The 21,317-nt window shown below is 57.5% G+C and carries 20 protein-coding genes and 1 tRNA gene; 13 read left to right on the plus strand and 8 right to left on the minus strand.

All coding sequences use genetic code 11. The annotated features are described in order from the left end of the window. Positions 1-6 precede the first annotated feature (6 nt). From SIC19_RS18420 to SIC19_RS18435, 4 genes are all read left to right on the plus strand, one after another. Positions 7-1,014, plus strand: a complete 1,008-nt coding sequence (locus tag SIC19_RS18420) for an NAD-dependent epimerase (protein WP_127401486.1) — start codon at positions 7-9, stop codon at positions 1,012-1,014. Positions 1,015-1,199: 185 nt separating this feature from the next. After that, complete coding sequence (locus tag SIC19_RS18425; RefSeq protein ID WP_075196197.1) at positions 1,200-2,198, plus strand: TRAP transporter substrate-binding protein; 999 nt, start codon at positions 1,200-1,202, stop codon at positions 2,196-2,198. Between the two features lie 20 nt (positions 2,199-2,218). Beyond that, complete coding sequence (locus SIC19_RS18430) at positions 2,219-2,737, plus strand: TRAP transporter small permease (RefSeq protein WP_075196196.1); 519 nt, start codon at positions 2,219-2,221, stop codon at positions 2,735-2,737. Beyond that, a complete protein-coding gene (locus tag SIC19_RS18435; RefSeq protein WP_075196195.1) occupies positions 2,734-3,993 on the plus strand; it encodes a TRAP transporter large permease in 1,260 nt (419 codons plus the stop codon). The genes SIC19_RS18430 and SIC19_RS18435 overlap by 4 nt, the downstream gene beginning before the upstream one ends. 139 nt (positions 3,994-4,132) lie before the next feature. On the opposite strand, the gene SIC19_RS18440 is transcribed toward SIC19_RS18435, so the two are convergent. The 6 genes from SIC19_RS18440 to SIC19_RS18465 form a co-directional block, all read right to left on the minus strand. Then, positions 4,133-4,209, minus strand: a tRNA-Val gene (locus tag SIC19_RS18440). Positions 4,210-4,264: 55 nt separating this feature from the next. Further along, positions 4,265-5,221 (minus strand): DMT family transporter, encoded by a 957-nt coding sequence (locus SIC19_RS18445; RefSeq protein ID WP_075196136.1) that lies wholly within the window; start codon positions 5,219-5,221, stop codon positions 4,265-4,267. A 126-nt stretch (positions 5,222-5,347) separates the two neighbouring features. Beyond that, complete coding sequence (locus SIC19_RS18450; RefSeq protein WP_127401484.1) at positions 5,348-6,433, minus strand: hypothetical protein; 1,086 nt, start codon at positions 6,431-6,433, stop codon at positions 5,348-5,350. A gap of 29 nt (positions 6,434-6,462) precedes the next feature. Next, positions 6,463-7,539: a hypothetical protein gene (locus SIC19_RS18455; protein ID WP_127401482.1), complete on the minus strand. Its 1,077-nt coding sequence runs from the start codon at positions 7,537-7,539 to the stop codon at positions 6,463-6,465. A 148-nt stretch (positions 7,540-7,687) separates the two neighbouring features. Next, complete coding sequence (locus SIC19_RS18460; RefSeq protein WP_075196134.1) at positions 7,688-8,290, minus strand: YceI family protein; 603 nt, start codon at positions 8,288-8,290, stop codon at positions 7,688-7,690. Further along, positions 8,287-9,009, minus strand: coding sequence for a CDP-alcohol phosphatidyltransferase family protein (locus SIC19_RS18465; protein WP_075196133.1), 723 nt, complete (start codon positions 9,007-9,009; stop codon positions 8,287-8,289). Before SIC19_RS18465 ends, SIC19_RS18460 begins: the two co-directional genes overlap by 4 nt. Positions 9,010-9,163: 154 nt before the next feature. Between SIC19_RS18465 and SIC19_RS18470 the strand changes: the two genes are divergently transcribed. The 4 genes from SIC19_RS18470 to SIC19_RS18485 are packed head-to-tail and all read left to right on the plus strand — an operon-like array spanning position 9,164 to position 13,457. Then, positions 9,164-10,162, plus strand: coding sequence for a zinc-dependent alcohol dehydrogenase (locus SIC19_RS18470; RefSeq protein ID WP_075196132.1), 999 nt, complete (start codon positions 9,164-9,166; stop codon positions 10,160-10,162). A gap of 32 nt (positions 10,163-10,194) precedes the next feature. Further along, complete coding sequence (locus tag SIC19_RS18475) at positions 10,195-10,593, plus strand: 6-pyruvoyl trahydropterin synthase family protein (RefSeq protein WP_036205386.1); 399 nt, start codon at positions 10,195-10,197, stop codon at positions 10,591-10,593. Further along, complete coding sequence (locus SIC19_RS18480; RefSeq protein ID WP_127401480.1) at positions 10,580-12,526, plus strand: glycosyltransferase; 1,947 nt, start codon at positions 10,580-10,582, stop codon at positions 12,524-12,526. The genes SIC19_RS18475 and SIC19_RS18480 overlap by 14 nt, the downstream gene beginning before the upstream one ends. Next, positions 12,483-13,457 (plus strand): lysylphosphatidylglycerol synthase transmembrane domain-containing protein, encoded by a 975-nt coding sequence (locus tag SIC19_RS18485; RefSeq protein WP_412535552.1) that lies wholly within the window; start codon positions 12,483-12,485, stop codon positions 13,455-13,457. Before SIC19_RS18480 ends, SIC19_RS18485 begins: the two co-directional genes overlap by 44 nt. Here SIC19_RS18485 and SIC19_RS18490 read toward each other — a convergent pair. After that, positions 13,432-14,304, minus strand: coding sequence for a RibD family protein (locus SIC19_RS18490; RefSeq protein ID WP_085680394.1), 873 nt, complete (start codon positions 14,302-14,304; stop codon positions 13,432-13,434). The genes SIC19_RS18485 and SIC19_RS18490 overlap by 26 nt on opposite strands. A gap of 134 nt (positions 14,305-14,438) precedes the next feature. Here SIC19_RS18490 and SIC19_RS18495 point away from each other — a divergent pair, with 134 nt between their 5' ends. Next, on the plus strand, positions 14,439-14,855 hold the full coding sequence (locus tag SIC19_RS18495) for a helix-turn-helix domain-containing protein (protein ID WP_127401478.1): 417 nt from the start codon (positions 14,439-14,441) through the stop codon (positions 14,853-14,855). A 4-nt stretch (positions 14,856-14,859) separates the two neighbouring features. On the opposite strand, the gene galU is transcribed toward SIC19_RS18495, so the two are convergent. Beyond that, positions 14,860-15,696: a UTP--glucose-1-phosphate uridylyltransferase GalU gene (gene galU, locus SIC19_RS18500; protein WP_036205392.1), complete on the minus strand. Its 837-nt coding sequence runs from the start codon at positions 15,694-15,696 to the stop codon at positions 14,860-14,862. A gap of 365 nt (positions 15,697-16,061) precedes the next feature. On the opposite strand from galU, the gene SIC19_RS18505 reads away from it, so the two are divergent. From SIC19_RS18505 to mdoH, 4 genes are all read left to right on the plus strand, one after another. Continuing rightward, positions 16,062-17,237 carry a ShlB/FhaC/HecB family hemolysin secretion/activation protein gene (locus tag SIC19_RS18505; protein WP_036205393.1) on the plus strand — a complete coding sequence of 392 codons (1,176 nt, stop codon included), beginning with the start codon at positions 16,062-16,064 and terminating at the stop codon, positions 17,235-17,237. A gap of 145 nt (positions 17,238-17,382) precedes the next feature. Further along, positions 17,383-18,936, plus strand: a complete 1,554-nt coding sequence (locus SIC19_RS18510) for a glucan biosynthesis protein G (protein ID WP_126812407.1) — start codon at positions 17,383-17,385, stop codon at positions 18,934-18,936. Between the two features lie 15 nt (positions 18,937-18,951). Further along, positions 18,952-19,209 carry a hypothetical protein gene (locus SIC19_RS18515; RefSeq protein ID WP_036205395.1) on the plus strand — a complete coding sequence of 86 codons (258 nt, stop codon included), beginning with the start codon at positions 18,952-18,954 and terminating at the stop codon, positions 19,207-19,209. Next, positions 19,202-21,313: a glucans biosynthesis glucosyltransferase MdoH gene (gene mdoH, locus SIC19_RS18520; RefSeq protein ID WP_127401476.1), complete on the plus strand. Its 2,112-nt coding sequence runs from the start codon at positions 19,202-19,204 to the stop codon at positions 21,311-21,313. The genes SIC19_RS18515 and mdoH overlap by 8 nt, the downstream gene beginning before the upstream one ends. Positions 21,314-21,317 lie beyond the last annotated feature (4 nt).

Raw genomic sequence — 21,317 nt, forward strand, 5'->3', positions numbered from 1 at the left:
AACACGTTGAAAATTCTGGTTACGGGCACGGCGGGCTTCATTGGCTCCCATCTGGCGCATCGGCTGCTTGACCGAGGTGATGAAGTAATCGGCGTAGATAACGTCAACGATTACTACGACCCCACTTTGAAGGAAGCGCGGCTTGGGCGCCTGACCTGTAAACCAGGATTCACCGAGGTTCGTAAGGACGTGGCCGACAGGCCCACCATGGAGGCCCTGTTCCGAGAGCACAAGCCAGAGCGTGTGGTTCACCTGGCGGCCCAGGCGGGCGTGCGGTACTCCCTGGAGAATCCTCATGCCTACATCGATGCCAATTTGGTGGGTTTCACCAACATCCTGGAAGGTTGTCGTCACAATGATGTGAAGCACCTGGTGTACGCCTCCAGCAGCTCCGTCTACGGCGCGAATGAAACCATGCCGTTCTCCATCCACGACAACGTGGACCACCCCCTGAGTCTGTATGCGGCCTCCAAGAAAGCCAACGAGCTGATGGCCCACACCTACAGCCACCTTTACAACATGCCCACCACCGGCCTGCGCTTCTTCACTGTCTATGGCCCATGGGGCCGACCGGATATGGCGCTGTTCATCTTCACCAAGAAGATCCTGGCCGGTGAACCCATTGATGTGTTCAATCATGGGCACCACAGGCGCGACTTCACCTACATTGACGATATTGTGGAAGGCGTTATCCGGACCCTGGACAGTGTCGCCACCCCCAACCCGCAGTGGAGTGGTGAAACTCCAGACCCCGGCACCAGCAAGGCGCCATATCGACTGTATAACATCGGTAGCAACAATCCGGTGGAGTTGTCCCGGTTTATTGAGATCATCGAAGAGCGCGTTGGTAAAAAGGCTGAGAAGAACCTGCTGCCCCTACAACCCGGTGACGTGCCGGCTACCTACGCCAATGTGGATGACCTGATTGAAGATGTGGGCTACAAGCCATCCACCACGGTGGAAGAGGGCATTGCCAACTTCGTGGACTGGTATCGGGATTTCTACAAGGTCTAGGTTTTTCAGGCGCACACAAAACCGCTGAAGGGCACCTTCGGCGGTTTTTTTATGCCCCCATTACTGGGGGCCAGTATTTAGCGTAACGCAATCAAGCGTTTACCGTGTCGAGAGCTTGCTATGTAGTTTATTGCTGTTATTCTGAGATTGGATTCACAATTATTCAAAATAAAAAAGGAAAGATGATGAATAAACTCGCCTGCGTTACTGCAGTACTTGGCCTCACACTTGGCCTGACTTCCTCGGTCTTTGCCGATGACTTTTCGGATATGGATCCCGTCACTTTGCGCCTGGCTCACGTCGTTAACGAGCAGGATGGCTTCCACATCGCCGCTGTAAAATTCCAGGAGCTGGTCAGTAAGCGCACAGAAGGTGCGGTGACCATCGAACTTTATCCCAATGCTTCTCTCGGCGACGAGCGCACCCTACTTGAGGGTATGCAAATTGGTACCGTGGATATGGGCGTCATAACCAATGGTCCGGTCGCCAATTTCGTAGAAGAAATGGCAGTATTTGAACTGCCCTTCCTGTTTTCTTCCCCGGAAGAAGCCTATGCCGTGCTTGATGGTCCCATTGGCCAGGAGTTGCTGGACAAGTTAAGCGAAGTCAACCTCAAAGGCCTCGCATATGCGGAGCGCGGCTTCCGTAACCTCACCAACAGCGAGCGGCCGGTCAGTCATCCGGATGACATTGACGGTTTGCGCGTGCGTGTCATGGAGAATCCTGTTTACGTTGATACGTTCCGTGAGCTGGGGGCAAATGCCGTTCCCATGGCCTGGACCGAAGCGCTGACAGCAATGCAACAAGGCACTATCGATGGCCAGGAAAATCCTGTCAACGTCGTACACTCCTTTAAGCTCAATGAGACTCAGAACTATATGACGATGTCTCGCCACACCTACGCGCCGGCGATATTTGTCATGGGGATGCCAGTATGGAACCGCTTGCCGGAGGCAGCTCAAGGCGTAATCAAACAGGCGGCCCAGGAAGCTGCGGAACATGAGCGCAGCGTTAATGCTGAAATGGAGTCCAAACAGTTGGCGGAGCTTCGAGCATCGGGGATGGAAATCGTAGAGGATCCTGAGATTGATGCCTTCCAGGCTGCCGTCGCCCCCGTCTATGAAAAGTACGGTAATCAGTTTGGTGATTACCTGGAGCGGATTCGTGAATTCCAGCAGCAATAGTTAAAGGACCCGACGACGTTATGTTGGGAATTCTGAAGAGAGTTGAACGTGCAATCGATGCCATCATGCAGCCTATGGTGTTTGCGGCGATGGTGGCATTGATCGCCGTGATCACGCTGCAGATTATATCCAGGGTTTTCTTTACAGCGGCGGGCTGGACTGAGGAGCTAGCCAGGTTCCTGCTTATCTGGATCACTTTTATGGGGGCCACCCTCGCGTTTCAGCGTGGTCGCCATATCGCTGTTACCTTCGTCGTCAATGCGCTGCCAGGCAGGCTGCGGCAAGTGACGCGTATTCTGGCTGTGGCCATTGTTTTGGGATTCATGATTGCGTTAGTGCTTGTTGGCTATCGCTATATGCAGATGCAAAGCTTCCAGACCTCGGCCTCTCTTGGCTGGTCAATGACCTACGTTTACGCGATTATCCCGGTCTGTGGAGCGCTGATGAGTTGGTATGCATTTGTTGATCTGGTTGAACTGGTGTCCGAAGGACCTGACGCCGCCGAGACTGCTTCTGATATAAGTGACCCGCCACTGTGACTGGTCTGCTGTTCCTACTTTTTTTTCTGTTCATGCTCATTGGCGTACCTATTGCCGTGTCAATCGGTGCCAGTACGATGGCAGCGCTATTTTTTCAGGGTGTGCCACTGATGGTGGTTACCCAGCAGATGTTTCAGGGGATTAACTCCTTCGCCCTGGTTGCGGTACCTATGTTCATACTGGCCGGCGACCTCATGGCCCAAGGCAAGGTCAGTGAGAAGCTGGTCAGTTTTGCGGACTCGCTGTTTGGGTTTCTGAAAGGTGGGCTTTCTATCGTAGCCGTACTGGCAGGCATGTTCTTTGCGGCTATATCCGGCTCAGGGGCAGCCACAACGGCAGCTGTTGGCTCCAGCCTGGTGCCGGAGCTTCGTAAAAAAGGGTATGACCCGGCGGCGGCAGCCAGTTTGATTGCTGCCAGCGGCACTATTGGTGTGGTGATCCCGCCATCAGTGCCGATGATTATCTATGCTGTCATTGCTCAGCAATCGGTTTCCAAGCTGTTTTTAAATGGTTTTATTCCCGGCCTTATCATGGGTTTGGGGCTCATCGCTATTGCCATTACCCAGGGTTACCGTCGGAATTATCCGCGTGGGACAGCATTATCCATCGCTACTATTTGGGGCACGCTCAAGAGCGCAAGCTGGGGGTTGATGACACCCGTCATTATTCTGGGTGGAATATTCTCTGGCATCTTTACACCCAGCGAAGCGGCAGTAGTGGCGGTCAATTACGCACTGTTAGTTTCATTGTTTATCTATCGCGACCTCAAGCTTCCGGATATCTATCGGATATTGATCCGCTCTGCGATTACAACCGCCGTTATCATGTTCGTCATTGCCACATCGGCCGTTCTGAGCTGGACACTATCAAGTTGGCAGGTACCCGGCGCGATTGCTGAATCGGTCCTGTCACTGTCCACTAACCCTTACATCATTATGCTACTCGTCGTCGGTATTATCCTGATAACGGGAGTGTTCATCGAAACAGCGAGTGCCCTGATAATCTTGACCCCGGTTCTGTTGCCGTTGGTCATCCAGCTAGGAATCGACCCAATCCACTTCGGTCTCATAATTGTGGTGGGACTGGCCATTGGTATGATTACGCCTCCAGTCGCAATCAACCTATATGTGGCGTCCTCTGTCACCGGTTTGCCGCTCGAGCGCATCACCCGCGCTATCATTCCCTACCTGCTTGGCTTAATCGCAGTGTTGCTTCTGGTGGTTTATGTCCCGATTTTTACAGGCATATCAGGTTAGGCAGGAATCGCTGCGTCTCAGTTGTCGTGATGAAACGGGAGTGGTAGTAGGAATCTTATTGGAAGAGCTTTGAAACAGTATCGGGAAAGAAAGACGGTATAGAGAAGGGAACTGCAAGAAACGGATCGTTAAGCAGGAATGGTAGGACCAGGCAGATTTGAACTGCCGACCTCTGCCATGTCAAGGCAGCGCTCTAACCAACTGAGCTATGGTCCTATGTCCTGCAACGGGGTGGAAATATACTGATTCCGATGGGCGTGGTCAACCTCTTTCAGGCGGTTTTCTGCTTTCTGGCCCAGCCTTTTATGGCCTTGCTGAGCACTCCCCACCGATTGATCAGCAGTGCGAGGAATATCAGGCCGCAACCGGCGAGTTGTGTGGTGGACATGGATTCGCTGAACCAGCCTGCAGCGAACAGTGCGACCCATACCGGCTCCAACACAAGGATTACAACTCCGTGGCTGTGGGTGGCCAGGCTTTGGGCATAGGTCTGCAGCAGGAAGCGGCCTGCCGTGCCTACCACGGCACTGGCAATCACCCAGCCGGCGAGAATGCCGGAGAAGTTCTCGAGAGTCGGTGTCCAGGGTTCCAGCAGCACTGACTCGGTCAAGGTGACGGTGCCTACGGTGAGCAGCGCAATGGTCGTGAGGGGCAGGGCGGGGACGCGGTGTTTTTCCACGGACTCTCCCCGGCGGTTGATCACCGTGCGCTGGTTGGCCGCGCGGGTGTTAAGGGTGAAATACAGCGCAAAGATAAACGCAGCCACCACAAAGAAAACCTGACCGATTTCGGGCCGGAATCCATTTTTGAGCGACAGCAGCGCGAGCCCGCCCACCGCGACCGGAATTGCAAACCAGGTGCTCAAAGGCTGTGCCTCCTGGAAGATCACCCGGGCAATCACTGGCACGATGACCACGCCAAGGCTGGTCAGGAAGGCACCTTCACCTATGTGGGTGACGTGAAACAGCCCCATCACCCAGAAGCTCATGGCCACTCCGAACACCAGCCCCACGCCAGCACTGCGCTTGAATTGGTCCAGGCTTAGTCGTTTCAGCGAAGGCCAGGCTATGACCGCCAGTACCGAACCGGCCAACAGGAACCGAAGGGCCATGAACATCAGCGGCGGCATCAGTAATACGGCTTCCTTGGAAAATATCCAGCTAATGGCTGCCATCAGGGTGACAACCACCAGTAACAGGTCGGATTTATGAGTGTTCGAGAGGGGCATTCAAGACCGCCATAGAGTGGATAGGCTTTAGAGCGACAGCGGCGGAGTTTATCACGGGCAGGTAAGAATGGCTCTTCCATGAGCCGGTTGGTGCTCCTTCAGACGGTTGGGTCCATCTTGGTATTTTTAGTTGTTGAGTGTGTTGTAGACCAGCGTCGACATATCGGTCTGGTTCGAACCGGGTACTTCAACATATCGGTCACCGGAACCCCACCACTGCCACCAGGCGCGCTTGTTGTAGGTGCGGCTGGCGAAATCGACACGCAGCCCATTGAGGGTTGTGTCATTCACTACCGGGACCGAAATGTTGCCGGTTTCCGAGCCCAGAACGCCGCTGTGGGAAGCACCCTCGTTCATCAGGATCGGAAAGTGGTTGTAGTACAGGTCCGACGGCCCGTTCTGGCTGGACACCTTGCCCGCCAGGCTCAGGTTCGAGCTACAGGAGTCGATACCGTTGCTGCTGGTGGCGCCACAGGCCGAGTGGGTTGGTACCACGCCATCATCGGTACCGGCAATGAACGGCTTGGTGATGCCGCCGTAGGAGGAGCCGCCGGCCACAAACCGCAGGCGCGGAATATTATTGGGACTGACGGCGAGGTTGCGTGCCGTGTTGGTTTGCAGGTCATTGACCACGCCAAGGCTGCCTGGCTCAGGGGTGATGCCGGTGAAGGCACGTACTGCCTGTTTGAGCGGCCAGTTGTACCAGCTGTCGTTGTAGGCAACATTGAGGGCCAGATCGGCCAGCTCTGTACCGCCGCCGGCACCGGAGTAGTCGATCGCAGCGAGTATTTTCAGCGGCTGCAGTCCGTCGGCCTGAAGCCAGCGGGCCTGGTTTTCCAGAAGATATCGGGTGACCAGGTCACCGGTGGAATGGGAAACCACAATGCAGAAATCGTTGCACAGCCCTTGCTGGCTGATGTCGCGTAGCTGCTGATAGGCCTGCTGGGCGATGTTGCCCTCCACACGGCCATCGCTGCCCCAATCTACACGGGCGTCGGAACGGGACAGCCAGAAGGTACGCCAGTAGTCCTCGCCAGCACTTTTTACCTCATTAAGGTTGGCAGGTGGATTGGCCAGGTCTTCCTGCTGGAAGCCGTGAACCAGGATCACGTTGTGGCCCGCAAGCTGGGCGTGGGCGGTGCCGGCGAACAAGCCGCCGGCGATGGCCACCGCAAGGGCGGTCTTACAGGCACTTCTCTTTCTTGTTTTCATAAAGGCTCCGTCTTTGTTTTATTGTTGTATCAGAACTTGTCTGCCAGCCTTTGCAGCAGCGCAGCACGTTGCTCTGATTCGGGGTCACCTGCCGGGCTGTCGGTCAATCCGTCCAGGTCCGGTGGCGAAAACGAGTAGCCATCATCAGGGCCATAGCCATAGTCGGTGCGGTCTCCGGGCGAGGCCGGCAGGCGCCGGATCTGCAGGTTGCGCAGTTCCAGGTTACCGCTAATCTCACGATGGGCGAGCACCGAGCCATGGGCTTTGAGCTCCAGGGTGTCGGTGGTTCCGTCGAGTCGCTTCTCCGCCTGCAGCTGCGCGAGTGCGCGGCCGTTGTGGTAGAGCTGGGCAGAGAGGGCATAGAAGCCGGGGTCTTTGGCGTCGAAATGAACCGGTATTATCAGGTCGTTGTTGGTCACCTTTGGGGCGCCCAGGCCGTCAAACTCTCCCAGGTCGGGCTCAATGGTCAGGGTTGAAACGTGGCGTACGGGTTTGCCATCAATGGTTGCCTCAACGATCAACCGATATTCGCCAGGCTCTGCGTCGGCCTCAATGATGCCTTCATAGTAGGGGGCACCGGCCTCGTTCTGGAGTGTAGTACTGGCAATCGCCTGGCGAGACTCGGGGGACTCCAGGGTCGCGTCCAGGCTTGGCCCTACCACCTGGGAGCCAGTAATGCTCGCTGCCACAAGAACGTCTTCTTCCTGTACGAAGCGGTATTTCTCAAGCGTGACGGTAAATTGTCCGCCCCCGTCCAGCGGCAGCTCCACAGGGTCGAAACGGTTGCCGGCGTAGGCCTTGGCCTGGTCGTCAGAGATTGGAATGGAGTACGTCGGGTAGCGGATGTTCTGGCTGTATTGGGCTGCAGCACTGGCCAACATGAAGCCGATCGCATTCTCAGAGGGTTCCTGCTTTTCCGTGGTCGGCGATTCGGCCGGCCCGGGCTTGGAGCGGGTGGTGTCTGTTCCGGAAGGGGGCGGGCTCCTACCTTCGCTCTCACCGGTTATCCAGGAGAACCGGACTGTATTGTCGGCCGACAGTAGATATCCCAGGCCGACGGCACCGGACACAACGAACGTTAGGGCCAAGAGCAACCGCAGTGGCATCTTTGGATCCTTGTTGGAGGCATTCTATGGCGCGAACGCCATTATTTTTGTTGTTGTATTAACATAACGGGCCAAACTGACTTCGCGCAAAAAAATGGCCCGAATGTGTAACAGAATGTGTCCAGGGTGTGATGTTGTTCACACTACCTCATAACCAGCCGGACTCTTTCACAGCTTCGAGGCCGAACCTGAGGCGAACGTCATCACCCACCAGATCCTGATCAATGCCGTAGGTCATGCCCCAATTGCTGCGCTTAATGGTGGCCTCGGCGGTGATGCCGAGGGTGTAGTCCTCGTGCCCGATGGGGTAGTCGGCAGATTTGTTAAGGGTTACATCAACATCCACCGGGCGGGTTTTGCCCAGAAGGGTCAGGTCACCGGTCACAATGCCGGTGTTTTCGCCGGTGGTTTCGAAATTGGTGATCTCAAAGGTGATGTCCGGGAACTTTCCACTGTTGAGAAAATCCTCGTTGCGCAGGTGGCCATCCCGTTTATCGTGATTGGTGAAGACGCTTTTGCTTTTGAACGTCAGTGTGCCGGAGGTGAGCTGTTGAGTCTCCTCGTCGTAGCCGAACTTTCCTTCCACATCCCGGAACATGCCCATTACCGGGGCATAGCCGATGTGGTTCACCTCAAACGACATCGAGAAATGCTCATCGTCGATAACGTAGGTTTCCGGCTCGGCCATGGCAACGGGGGCGGACAATGCCAGTGAGGCGGTCAGTGCAGCAGTGGATAGGAACGCTTTCATGTCTTTCTCCCTGTTTGGTAAAGCCAGCGCAGGTCTGTAAAAAACGAATAACAGAGCAGTAACAGCGCGATAGCGAGTGTGGCAGTCGCGAAGCCGGTCGGCGTAATCGGTAATATGGCAACCATCAGGGTGACTATTTGCCATACGCAGACAGTTTTGCGTCGAAAGCTGTCGGGTAGTGGTCTGTCCATGAAGCGAAACCAGTGGCCAGCGATCACAAAGGCGTAACGCATCAGCCCCAACGCGAGAACCCATGGGCCGGCTTTGCCCTGGGCCAGGACCGCAACACACAGCCCGAGGATGAACAGCGCATCCAGTTCCATGTCGAATCGGGCACCGAACGCCGTTGTTGAACGGGTGGCCCTTGCGACTGCGCCATCCACGCCGTCAAGAATCAACGCCAGTAAACACAATGACCCGTACAACCACAGCCAGTTCCCTAACCCGGAAGTGAACGGCGCCAGGCTGATGAGGAGTATGACGAGGGAGGCGCGTACCAGGGTTGCCCGATTGGCCCAACCGAAGTCCTGTTCCGCAGGCCAGAAGCGAATAACAGGCACCGCAATTGCCAAGCAGAGCAACACGGCGAGCGCGTAAAAGCTGGCAGGGGGGTGGAATCCGATGCCAGCGGCGGTCACCATGAGCGCCGTCAGTCCGCCGGACCAGGCAAGATCGGCAGCCAGGGGCAGGCGGAACGTGTGAGTGTGGGAATCCATCATCAAACCCCAGCGTATGATTGAGCGTGCATCCGGTCGTAACAGGGCCTTACTGAAAATATGGATGCGCCTGTATGCACTATAGCTGGCAAGGCCGCGTGTACTATAGCCTGCGTATACTATAGTGAGTTACGTGCGCTGTAAGGAAACAGACGATATGACAAACGCATTTTGGGTGACCGGGCCCGGGGAAGGGGCCATTCTCCCAGCAACCTACGATCATTGTTCGGCGACCGACGCTGACAGTCCAGCGGTGTCTGTGCGAGCGCTATACTCGGGCGTCAGTCGTGGAACCGAGTCATTGGTTTTCAACAACCGTGTGCCACCGTCGGAATACGATTCGATGCGTGCCCCGTTCCAGGAAGGCGATTTTCCCTTCCCGGTCAAATATGGTTATGCCAGCGTAGGTCGTGTTGTTTCGGGCCCCGAGGCCCTGACTGGCCAGTCGGTTTTCTGCCTGTTTCCTCATCAGGAGCACTACCAGGTTCCTGCATCCGCCGTGGTACCTCTTCCATCCGGTCTTCCGGAATCCAGGGCAGTGCTGGCCGCCAACATGGAAACCGCGGTGAACGGCCTGTGGGATGCTTCACCACGAGTGGGCGAGCGGGTCGCAGTGGTTGGCCTCGGCGTCGTTGGTCTGCTGGTTGCCTGGCTTGCCAGCCGAATACCGGGTACCCGGGTTACCGCCGTGGACACCAATCCACAGCGTAAAGCGGTTGCGCACACGCTGGGGCTGGATTTCCAGACCCGGTGCCGGCAGGACGATCATGACTTGGTCATCCACGCCAGCGGCCACCCAACGGGTCTTGAAACCGCTCTTGCGCTGGCGGGACAGGAAGCGCGAATTATTGAGATGAGCTGGTACGGCGAGCAGCCAGTGCCGGTATCCCTGGGCCGGGCATTCCATTCCCGTCGGCTGACGATACGGTCTAGCCAGGTTGGTAACCTGCATCCTGAGCAGCGGCCACGCTGGCGCCATCGGGATCGAATGGTGCTGGCCCTGGAGCTGCTGCGGGATGATGTCCTGGACTGCCTGATCAGCGGCGAAACCACCTTCGAATCGCTGCCGGAGGTTATGCCGGCACTTGCTGGAAACAGAGCTGGCGGAACGGCCTCCGACACTCTCTGCCACCGTATCGTATACCCCGACAATTGACTCCCATCATCCGTATCGAGGACCCAAAACCCATGTTCAGCCTTACCGTCAGAGACCACATGATGATCGCCCACAGCTTTAAGGGTGACATTTTCGGCCCCGCCCAGGGCCTGCATGGCGCCACCTACGTAGTTGATGTCTCCTTCGAGCGGGAAGCCCTCGACAACGACGATCTGATCGTCGATATCGGGCTGGCGTCCGAGGTGTTGTCGTCGGTGATTGCCGAGTTCAACATGAAGAACCTGGACGATATCGAGGAATTTGCCAATCGCAATACCACCACCGAATTCATGGCGATGACGGTGTTCGACCGACTGGCCGCGGCGATCCGCCAGGGCCGGCTGGGTGAAACTGGCAAAGGCCTGTGTTCGATGAAGGTCACCCTTGGCGAATCCCATATTGCCTGGGCCAGCTACCATGGCGAACTCTGAGCCATTAACGTCGGTGTTGTTCGTTGTCCCGGGGGATCCTGAACAGAAAACCGGAGGCTACCGGTACGTTCAGCATGTTGTCGCAGGGCTCAGGGATAACGGCGTGGATGCCTTTGTTTCCGGGCTCTGTGGCAGCTTCCCGGTGCCAGACCGGATGGCGGAAGCATCCATGAACAGGTTGCTTGCCGACCTTGCGGATGATTCGGTGGTGGTACTTGATGGCCTGGCCATGGGCGGGCTTCCGGACGTGATCGCCAACCATGCATCCCGTTTGCGGGTTGTGTCGCTGGTCCACCACGCCCTGGCGGATGAAACGGGGCTGACGCAAGAGTTGCAGGATTGGCTTTTCCGGGTAGAGCGTCGGGCGCTGTCAAAGGTGGCCGGGGTAATCACGACCAGTGCCCACACCGCGCACCGACTGAAAGACTACAGCGTACCGGCCACGGCCATCCGCGTGGTTGAGCCGGGCGCCGACACCATTGCCGGTATTGGCGCTGAAACCCAGCCATCAAGAGCCCAGGGCCCCACGATTCATCTGCTCTGTGTTGCCCACCTGTCGCCGCGCAAGGCACAGCACCATCTGGTTGAAGCGTTAAGTGATCTCCGGGACTGTTCATGGCACTGCACCCTGGCAGGCTCGCTGGATCGCGACGAGCGCTATGCCCACGAGCTTCGCGGTATCATTGCGAACCTGGGGCTTGAACATCGGATCAGTCTTTTGGGGGAGCTGGACGACCTTGAGCTTGCCGGCGCCTATCGTAACGCTGATGTTTTTGTGCTGCCGTCCGTTTACGAAGGGTATGGAATGGTGATTGATGAGGCGATTGCCGCGGGGTTGCCGGTGATCACCACGGATGGGGGTGCCCTTTCCACCACAGGCCTGCGGCCTGGCGTCCGGCAGTATCAAGCCGGCGATGTCGCAGGGTTGCGGGCGTGCCTGGAAGACTGGCTTACTAACCCCGGCGCGCTTGGCGAGGCGGCTACCCAGGCACAGCAGGCGGCGCGCTCCCTGCGAAGCTGGCAGAGTACCGCCATTGACTTCCAACGGGCACTGGAAGACCTGCTGCCGCCACCGGACCCTACCACCTTCGACAGCGACTGGCTGGCACTGCGTGAGCCGGCAGACCACCTTGCTCGTAACAAGAGGCTGCTCTCGGAGGTGCTGGTTTGGGCGGAACAGGACTATTGTCACCCGGGCGTTCTGAGCGGTCATCACGCACCACCACTGCTGGTGGTGGATCTGGGTACCGGCACTGGCTCCAACGCCCGTTACCTTGTGCCGGCCATGACGGTACCCCAGCGCTGGGTGCTACTGGACCAGGACGAACACCTGCTTGCCCTTGCCGGAGAGAGACTGCAACACCTTGATGTCCCGCTGGAAACCCATGCCTGTCACTTGAACGCCAAGCGGCTTGCCGGGCAGATTCCGGATGGCACCCGGTTGATCACAGCTTCGGCCCTGATAGACCTGATGTCGGAAGACTGGCTTGAGGCAGTGGCGGTAGCCGCCGCCAGACACAATGCCGGTGTGTTTATCGCTCTGAGTTACGCGGGTGATGTCGAGCTGTTGCCGGCAGACCAGGACGACGACTGGATACGCGAGACCGTCAACGAGCACCAGCACAACGATAAGGGGACTGGTGCCGCGCTGGGGCCATCGGCGACGAATTACCTCAAGCAACAGCTCGAATTGCGGGACTATCAGGTGTCTGTTGCTCCAAGCCCGTGGCGCCTGACGCCTGCTCAAAGTGCACTTCAGCGCGCCTTGCTTGAGGGCTGGCGTGACGCGGTGATGCAACAGTCGCCGAGCGAACGTCAGCGGGCCGAGCGCTGGTTTGGCCTGCGTCTGAAGCAGGCTGATGAGCAGAGCCTGTCAATCCGCGTGGAACATGAAGACTTGTTTGCCCGGCCAGCCAGAGACGGCGTTGCCTGACGTGCGACGCCTGCTCCGAACCCGTTACCTGCGCTGGGGTTTCACCCTGCTGTTGCTAGTGGCGACTGGCTACTTCCTGGATCTGGGCGTGCTCTGGCGGGAGCTGGCGCAGTTCTCATTACTGGCGTTATTGGCAGCCATGGTGGTGTCCGTTGCGCAGGTGGTGCTTTCAGCCTGGCGCTGGCGTTACACCGCCCGGCGACTTGGGTTGGTCTTGCCCATGGCTGTTGCGGTGCGGGAGTACTACCTTGCCACTTTTCTCAATCAGGTGCTTCCTGGCGGGGTGATGGGCGATGTTAATCGGGCCTGGCGTCACAGTCTCGACTCCGGTGAGCGCCTTGCGTCCGCTCATGCCGTCATGATTGAGAGAATGTCCGGGCAACTGGTGATGATGGCTGTGGCGCTGAGCCTGGGTGTTTGGCTTGTCTGGTACCGATACGGAATGCTTGAAGCCCTCTCGGAATATGGCGAACGGGCGCTGCTGTTGCTGGCCGGCCTGACAGCCACAGTGGTATTGGTTACAAGTATTTGGCAGCGCGCGAAAGACTATGTCCATACGCTGCGGCGGGACTTGCGCAAAGCCTTGTTGGAGTGGCCGGCCGTGGGTGTCCAGTTGGTGTCTTCCGCCGGTGTGGTGGCCAGTTACCTGGCCGTGTTCTCGTTGCTGGCTCTGGGCGCGGGTTATTGGAGTGACCCGCACATGGCTTTGGTTCTGACGTCTCTTTGCAGCCTTCTGCTGCTGGTCATGGCCATTCCGGTCACTGTTGCAGGCTGGGGGGTGCGCGAGGGTGCTGCGGCATTGCTCTGGCCCATGGCTGGGATGCCGGCAGAGCAGGGCGTTGCACTCAGTGTCGGCTATGGGTTGGCGGTTCTGTTGTCGAGCCTTCCGGGCGTGCTGTTCGTGTTCACTCGTCGACAGTCGAACGAGTGAAATCCAGGTCAAACAGCATGTCACTGCCCAGGTCCACCATCTGGGCCTTCGGGCGCAGGGCGCTGTCGAGTTTCTTGATCTCCGGCAGTGAAAATGCCGGGCGCCCACTGCCGATGATCATGGGGGCGACCATGACATGCAGCCGGTCGAGCAGGTCCGCATTCAGGAATTCAGACACGGTAAGCCCTCCGCCCTCCACAAAAATCTTGCGAAGGCCAAAGTCCGCGAGAACCGCGAGTATATGGGCAGGGTCCGTGGTGTCATCCTGCCCGAGGCAGGGCACATCTGTTACGCCGTGGCGGGGTGTCAGCTTGTCGCCGGCGTGGTAGTCCCCTGCGACGAGGCGGAGCGTAGGGGATGCTTCGTCGCTGAACAGGTGATGGCTGTCCGGAACCCGATGGTTGCGATCAATCACCACCCGGACCGGATTAATGCCGGACGTCTTGCGGACTGTCAGCCTGGGATTGTCGGTGGATGCGGTTCCGGCGCCGACAATGACCGCTTCCGACACAGCCCGCAAGCGGTGCAGGTGGGTAATGCCATCCTCGCCATTGATGAACTTGGAAGCGCCGGTCACCGTGGCGATACGTCCGTCCAGGCTCTGCCCCATCTGGCCGACAACCCGCGAGCGCGAGCCTTGAGCAACCGGGCAGCACAGAGGCAGGAAAACCGACAGCAGGTTGCGTGCGTCGAGCTCTGCTGGCAGTCGAAGTTCCCATTCGCCGTTCTGGCCTATATCCAGTGCTGGCTTGTCACTGCCCGGCAATGAGAGTGTCACATTGCTGCGGTTCACTGCGTCCAGTACCAGCTCCCATGCGGTGTTCTTATCCAGTGCTTTTGCCGCCATACCAAGTTATTTCCGTTGCTTATGGATTCATTATAGGTAGATTGTGTGTAAAGCTATATGTACGTTACATTTCCGGTTTGATTCACCGAAAGTGCCATCAGGCCACAAGACTAACCACGGCAGAGAACACTCCTATGCGGTACCTGCAAACCTTTAACCGCCGCCTGCGGCAGATTCGGGAAGCCGGGCAGTTGTCGTGCGGGGACGTGGCAGAAATGTGCGGAGTGGACGAGGCGCGGGTGGTGAGTTGGGAATCGACTGATGCGAGGCAGCGGGCATGGCCGTGTGTCACCGAGTTACTGGATTTTTGCCTGAAGACGGAAACCCCACTGGAAGACCTGCTGGATCTGGACGACGCCGGGGACACCGGCCAGTTGGAGTTGCCAGGCCTGGCGTTCAGCCAGGGCGATGACCTGTCAACGGCCCTGAAAGAACTGGAGCGTGAAATCAGCCGGATTCAACTTTCAGAGGAGGAAATGGAACTGCTGCGCCGGTTCCGGAAAACCTCCGGCGAAAACCGGCGCATGATCCTGCAAATCCTCGGCAAATAGGCGCCTATTTACCTTTCTTGTAGATGTTTTCGTAAACGTAGTTGGTTGCTTCCACAAACCCGTCAATACTGCCGCAATCAAACCGGCGGCCCTTGAATTTATACGCCAGCACACAGCCGTTCTTCGCCTGTTCCAGCAGTGCATCCGTTATCTGAACTTCACCGTTCTTGCCGGGCGCCGTGCGCTCGATGATGTCAAAAATATCGGGCGTGAGGATATAGCGACCGATAATCGCAAGGTTGCTGGGGGCGTTCTCCGGCGATGGTTTTTCGACCATGTCGGTGATGCGATAGAGGCCGTCTTTCATCGACTCGCCCGCTATGACGCCATATTTGTGGGTCTCGTCTTCCGGTACTTCCTCAATGGCAACGATGGAGCAGCGGAACTGGTTGTAAAGTTTAACCATCTGGGCGAGTACGCCTTCTTCGGCGCCGTCAGCCACGCAGAAGTCGTCCGCCAGTACAACCGCGAATGGGTTGTCGCCAACAAGGTTGCGACCGGTGAGAATGGCGTGACCGAGACCTTTCATTTCGTTCTGGCGGGTAAAGGCGAACGAGTTATTGTCGATCAGCTCCCGGATGGAGGTAAGCAGGTCTTCCTTGCCCGAGCCGGCAATCTGGTGCTCAAGCTCATAGCTGATGTCGAAGTGATCCTCGATGGCCCTTTTACCACGACCGGTAACGAAACCGAACTCGTGAACCCCCGCTTCTGCAGCTTCCTCCACACCGTATTGAACAAGGGGCTTGTTCACAATGGGCAGGATTTCCTTGGGCATGGCTTTGGTGGCTGGCAGGAAGCGGGTGCCGTAGCCGGCAACAGGGAAGAGACACTTCTTGATCATAACGTTCGTCCTTATTTCGTTTCGGTCACGGCCTGTTTGAAGTCAGTCGTCCGTGTAGGCTGACTCACGAATTGTGCCAAGTGTAACCAAGTTAGTGACCCAAATGGAGGCCTCGGTAGCGAAATGTAGAATTTGGTAATAAGTGGCACCAGTTCTCAATACCTCCGGCCTGTTGAAATCTATAGAAAAAACTTTCAGAGGTATTTGTAATCATCTGTTTTCTATGAAGATTAACTTTGTAAATTTTGGCAACCAGTGATGGATTTAAGGGCGTTAATGCAATACATTCCGCAGTGACGATTTTTTAAGAATAACCGGTATTCGCAGCGACAGGCGGCCGGCGCTCACTGGCAGGATCAGAAACATTGAGACATTCCCTGTTGTTCGCACTGATTTGGTGCGTTCTCAGCCAACCTTTGTACGCGGAATCATCGGGTTCCTGGTTGCGTAATGGCTGGAAACCCTACGCCGATAACTTTGAGGGCACCGTAAATGCGTTTCGCGATGAGCGTGAACACTGGCTAAGATCCCGATTGAAGTTTTCCGGCAAAACCTCCCTGAACAGCGACGGAATGGACGGAGACATCGGTGTGTCTGCTGACAGCCTGGTCGGTAGCAGCGATGCAATCGGGTTTCATTATCGCGATGCCCGGTCCCACAAGAACCGCTCGGACGTCAACGCCACCTCGTTTCGCTACCGCTTTCCGGCCGGCGCCAACCAAGTAACCGTGGAAACCGGAAGTTCTTACTACAGCCACGCCGTTACCAGTGGTGACAGGCGCTACAATGCCAGTGGCGAATCCAGTGTTGTGGGTGTCGGGGCCAGTCGGCCGCTGTTTTCACGGTTTGGTCTGGCGTTTGATGGTGTTGCCCACCATACCGGTCGAGACAGTCGCGCTATGGAGAAGGGGAGCCTGGTATCGGAGAGCCGCTACGAGTTGTCCTCAGTCGGTCTCAAGGCGCAGGGCGGTCATGAGCTTTGGGATGGTTTGCAGGCCAGCACCGGTCTTCTGGCGGTGAGCGGTCGCGAGTACAGTTCGACCGATTATCGGTTGCAGGACGATGTTGGTCGCGAAGACGCCTTCTATAAAGTGGCGATGTCCGCTTCGCTGGAACAGGAGCTCTATCGGTGGCGCTGGCGGATTCACGGACGCTACCAGTTCGCTGATGAAGATCTTCCGGTGTCGGAGTATCTGACCGTCGCAGGCCCCTCCATGATCGCCGGTTTTAACGGGCAATCCGTATCGGTTGTTCGGGGTGGCTGGTTGCGCCTGGATACCGCCAGCCCCTCCTGGCAGATGCCGTTTATGGACGGTGTGCTTTCCAGCGTGAATTTTGCGGTGTTGCACGGCTGGGTTCCATACTCTGAAACCCAGTCCGACCGCCACGGCCGGGCCTCTGCTGGCCAGGTGTCGTTGAAGTTCGAGGGCCGGGCTTTCACAGCGAATGTCAGCGTCGGCCGTATGATTCGTGCTTCCACGATGGCCATGACGATGCCCGAACGCCCGGACGTTCGGTTTTCCCTCACCATGGGTATCTGATTGCTTGCTAACGACGTTCTAGCTCCCTCCTGAAGCCTCTCGGGCCCCCTGCGGCCAACCTGCCTTACGAAGATGTCACTTGAGACGGCGCCGGTCGCAAGTGCTACATTAAAAAGTCGATGGACATTTTTGAGGTAGGAGCTACATGCATTCAGGGAAACGATGGCTGATCGGCCTGATATTGCCGGGGCTGCTCTACGCCCATGCGGCGGGGGCGCTTGAGTTCAGGGAAATAGTGGACAAGGCCAAAGCAAGGGCTGAAGGTGAGTATCAGCCACCACCTTCGGTGCCCGGCTTTCTCAGGAACCTGAGCTACCGAGCCTACCAATCCATCCGTTTCAATCCGCAAGCCAGCCTTTGGCGGGAAGGGCGCTCCCGTTTCCAGGTGATGATGGTGCCACCGGGGAGCTATTACACCCATACCGTCAAGTTGAATGAAGTGGATGCCGACGGTGTAAAACCCATCCCGTTTGATAAATCCGGGTTCAGCTTCCCGGACCCGGAACTCGCCAAAAGGGTTCCCGCGGACCTGGGCTATGCGGGCTTCAAACTCACGTACCCGATGGGCCGTGGCGACGAACAGAATCAGTTTCTGGTCTTCGCCGGCGCAAGCTACTTCCGGGGCGTGGGTGCCGACAATCACTTTGGTCTGTCGGCGCGGGGTATAGCGATAGACACCGGACTGCCCTCCGGAGAGGAGGTGCCATCGTTTGTTGAATTCTGGCTTGAGCGGCCGGGAGGTGGCAGTGAACGTATGCGGGTTTACGGCCTGTTGGACGGCCCTAGCGTCGCCGGCGCCTACCGTTTCGATATCCAGCCTGGCAAAACCACACGTATCGATGTCACTGCTGAGTTGTTCTACCGCAACCCGGTGGATCAACCGGGCCTGGCGCCACTGACGTCGATGTTCTACTACGGCGAAAATACTGCCAGGCCCCGGGGTGAATGGCGGCCCCAGGTGCACGACTCAAGCGGACTGCTGATTCATGACCAGGGCGCGGGCGAATGGTTGTGGCGCCCTCTGACGAACCCATCGCGCCTCCGGCTCAGCTACCTTCAGGTTGATCGCCTGGCTGGCTTCGGTTTGATGCAGCGGGATACCCAGTTTGACCAGTTTGAGGACGCCGAGGCTCGATATGACAAACGGCCCAGTGCGTGGGTTGCGCCAAGGCAGGGATGGTCGAACGGCGAGGTCGTGCTGGTTGAAATCCCCACCAACGCGGAAACCAACGACAACATTGTTGCCTTCTGGAAACCGAAGGAGCCAGTAAAGCAGGGTGACCATCGGGCGTTTGCCTACAGCCTTCGTTTTGGCGACAAGGACGTATCCGGGCAGGACACCGGGCGTGCACTGCAAACGTTTGTTGGAGATGGCAATCGTCCCGGAGGCGGCACGGAAGAGGGGGCCTACCGAATCATTGTTGATTTTGCAGGAGGGCCACTGGACGATCTCAAGCCTAATGCAGCCATCGTCAGTAAGGTCAGTGAGGGCAGCGGAAACAGCGATGCCGTTGAGATCATAGAGCATTTCGTTGAGTACGTTGAGGCTGATGGCACCTGGCGACTGTCGATGCTGGTGCGCCCCGTCGGTGAAAAGGCTCCGGTGCTCCGAGGACAACTCCTGCTTGATAATGAGCCACTGACCGAGACCTGGACCTATTCCATCGGCCCGGATTCCGGGCTTGGCCAGAAACAGTAGAGCGGAGATTTGTTCATGCCGGAAACCTTATGCCAGCAGGCAATCGAGAGGGTCATGACCTATCTGCGCGACGATGGCGTGGAACTGGACGCGGAAACCTGTCGACAGGTGTTGCGTTTGGTTGACGGTGCCATGACAGAAGGTGATGGGCCAGACTTGCCCGCCCGGTGTATTGAGCTCGTGCCGGACTACTTCAACCTGCCGGGAATGGACATCCCGGCGCCCATTCCACCCCTCATGCGCGGCCACCTGGGGTACTACCCCCATGACTGAGGTCATTAATGCAGCCCCAATCGAGCGTTCGGGAACCTGGCGACGTACCGCCACAGTGCGTCGTTTTTTCCTGACACTGTTTGTGGTTGGGCAAACCGTTGTTGCCAGTTACTTCCTGCTCTGGATTCTGCCGTATCACGGCGGCACATGGGTGGAGCTCGGCCTGCTTGCGCTTTTCATCCTCCTTTATATGTGGATTGCAGTGGGGTTCTGGACGGCCGTGTTTGGCTTTGTGCTCAGGCTGGTAGGGGGCGATCGCCACAGTCTTCTCAAGCGCCATCCGGAGTCGGAACTGGAAAACACGGCGTTGGCCAAAACCGCCATCGTTATGCCGATCTACCATGAGCCGGTGCAATGGACACTCAGTGGGTTGAAGGCTGTCTATCAGGATATTGAGCGGACCGGGCACCTGGACCGCTTTGAGTTTCATATCATCTCCGACAGCAGGGACCCGAACGTCTGGCTACAGGAACAGGCCGAGTGGCATCGGTTGTGCGAAGAGTTGGGGGCCGAGGGGCGGCTATTCTATCGTCGACGGCGCGTCAATCTCAATTTCAAAAGCGGCAACGTTGCGGACTTTTTGCGGCGTTGGGGCCGTCGTTACCGCTATATGGTTGTTCTGGATGCCGACAGCCTGCTGAGCGCGGGAACCATCGTGAAAATGGTGCAACTGATGGAGCGGGAACCCAACGTGGGTATCCTGCAGACCGCACCCACCATTATCAACGGTGAGTCTCTCTTTGCCAGAGTGCAGCAGTTCGCGAATCGCCTTTACTCGTCGTTGTTTGCCACCGGTCTGGCAGCCATACAGATGGGAGACGCTGCTTTCTGGGGCCACAACGCCATTCTGCGTGTCGAGCCATTCATGGCGCACTGCGGTCTTCGCAAACTACGGGGCTTCGGGCTTTTTCGCGGGCCCATCATGAGTCACGATTTTGTGGAAGCGGCCTACATGGGGCGCGCTGGTTATGAGGTGTGGCTTGAGCCTGAGCTTGGGAACAGTTTTGAAGAATCACCGCCCACCATTTCGGATGAGCTTTCCCGGGATAATCGCTGGTCCAGGGGCAACCTCCAGCATCTCTGGATCCTTCTGTTCGGTCGGAAGCTGCGTCTGGCCCACCGGATGGCGCTGCTGAACGGCATCATGGCGTACCTGGCGTCGCCGCTCTGGTTGGCGTTTCTGATTCTGACGACCGTTGAAGCCGTGCAAATGACCGTCGCCAGCATCAATTACTTCCCAGAAGGGCACCAGGGGCTATTCCCCCTATGGCCGGAATGGCGGCCGGAATGGGCTATCGGGCTTGCGTTGAGCACTCTATCGCTGCTGTTCCTGCCAAAGTTTCTTGCCATCTTTGATGCTGTAATCCACGGCCTTGTGCGGGGCTTCGGAGGTGTCTGGCGGCTATTTCTGAGTGTGATGCTGGAAATCGTTGTGTCCGTGCTGCTGGCTCCGGTCAGGATGATGGCCCACAGCCGATATGTTCTTGGCGCTCTTCTCAACGTCTCTTTGTCCTGGGCAGGGCAGAACCGTACCGAAGAAACGACATGGCGGGACGCTTTTCTGACCCAGTTTCCCGGCATGCTCGTGGGCGCTGGCTGGTCCGCCTTCGCCTGGAGCCTGGACCCCATGTTTTTCCTCTGGTCCCTGCCCGTAGCGGTGCCGCTTGTGTTGGCAGCCCCGACATCGGTGGTGCTCAGCCGTGTAGGGCTGGGGCGGGCCTTCCGAAAAAAAGGATTACTGGTGATACCGGAAGAACTTACACCAGTCGCGGTATTGAACGACGCCAGACGCGCAAGGGCCGAGAGTGATGAGGTTCCGGTGATTACCGCTGTGGAGGCCGCCGTGATACGGCCGCGACTGAACCAGCTTCATCTCACTTTGGCGCGCGCCGATCGCCAACCCAGAAGGGCGGAGTTGCTGGCGCCATTGGTACGACGACTCGCCGACAAAGGGCCGGAGTCATTGTCCCGGAACGAACTCAGCCAAGTGTTCCGTGACCGCACGGCACTGGCGGAACTGCACCAGCTTGCCTGGCGTTCATCGCCGGACAGTTTCTGGGGACGGCGAATATCCAGTCTGGGCAAGACAAAACCTGAAGAGTAAAGGC

The sequence above is a fragment of the Marinobacter sp. MIT930201 genome, assembly GCF_047122665.1.
Taxonomy (GTDB): domain Bacteria; phylum Pseudomonadota; class Gammaproteobacteria; order Pseudomonadales; family Oleiphilaceae; genus Marinobacter; species Marinobacter salarius.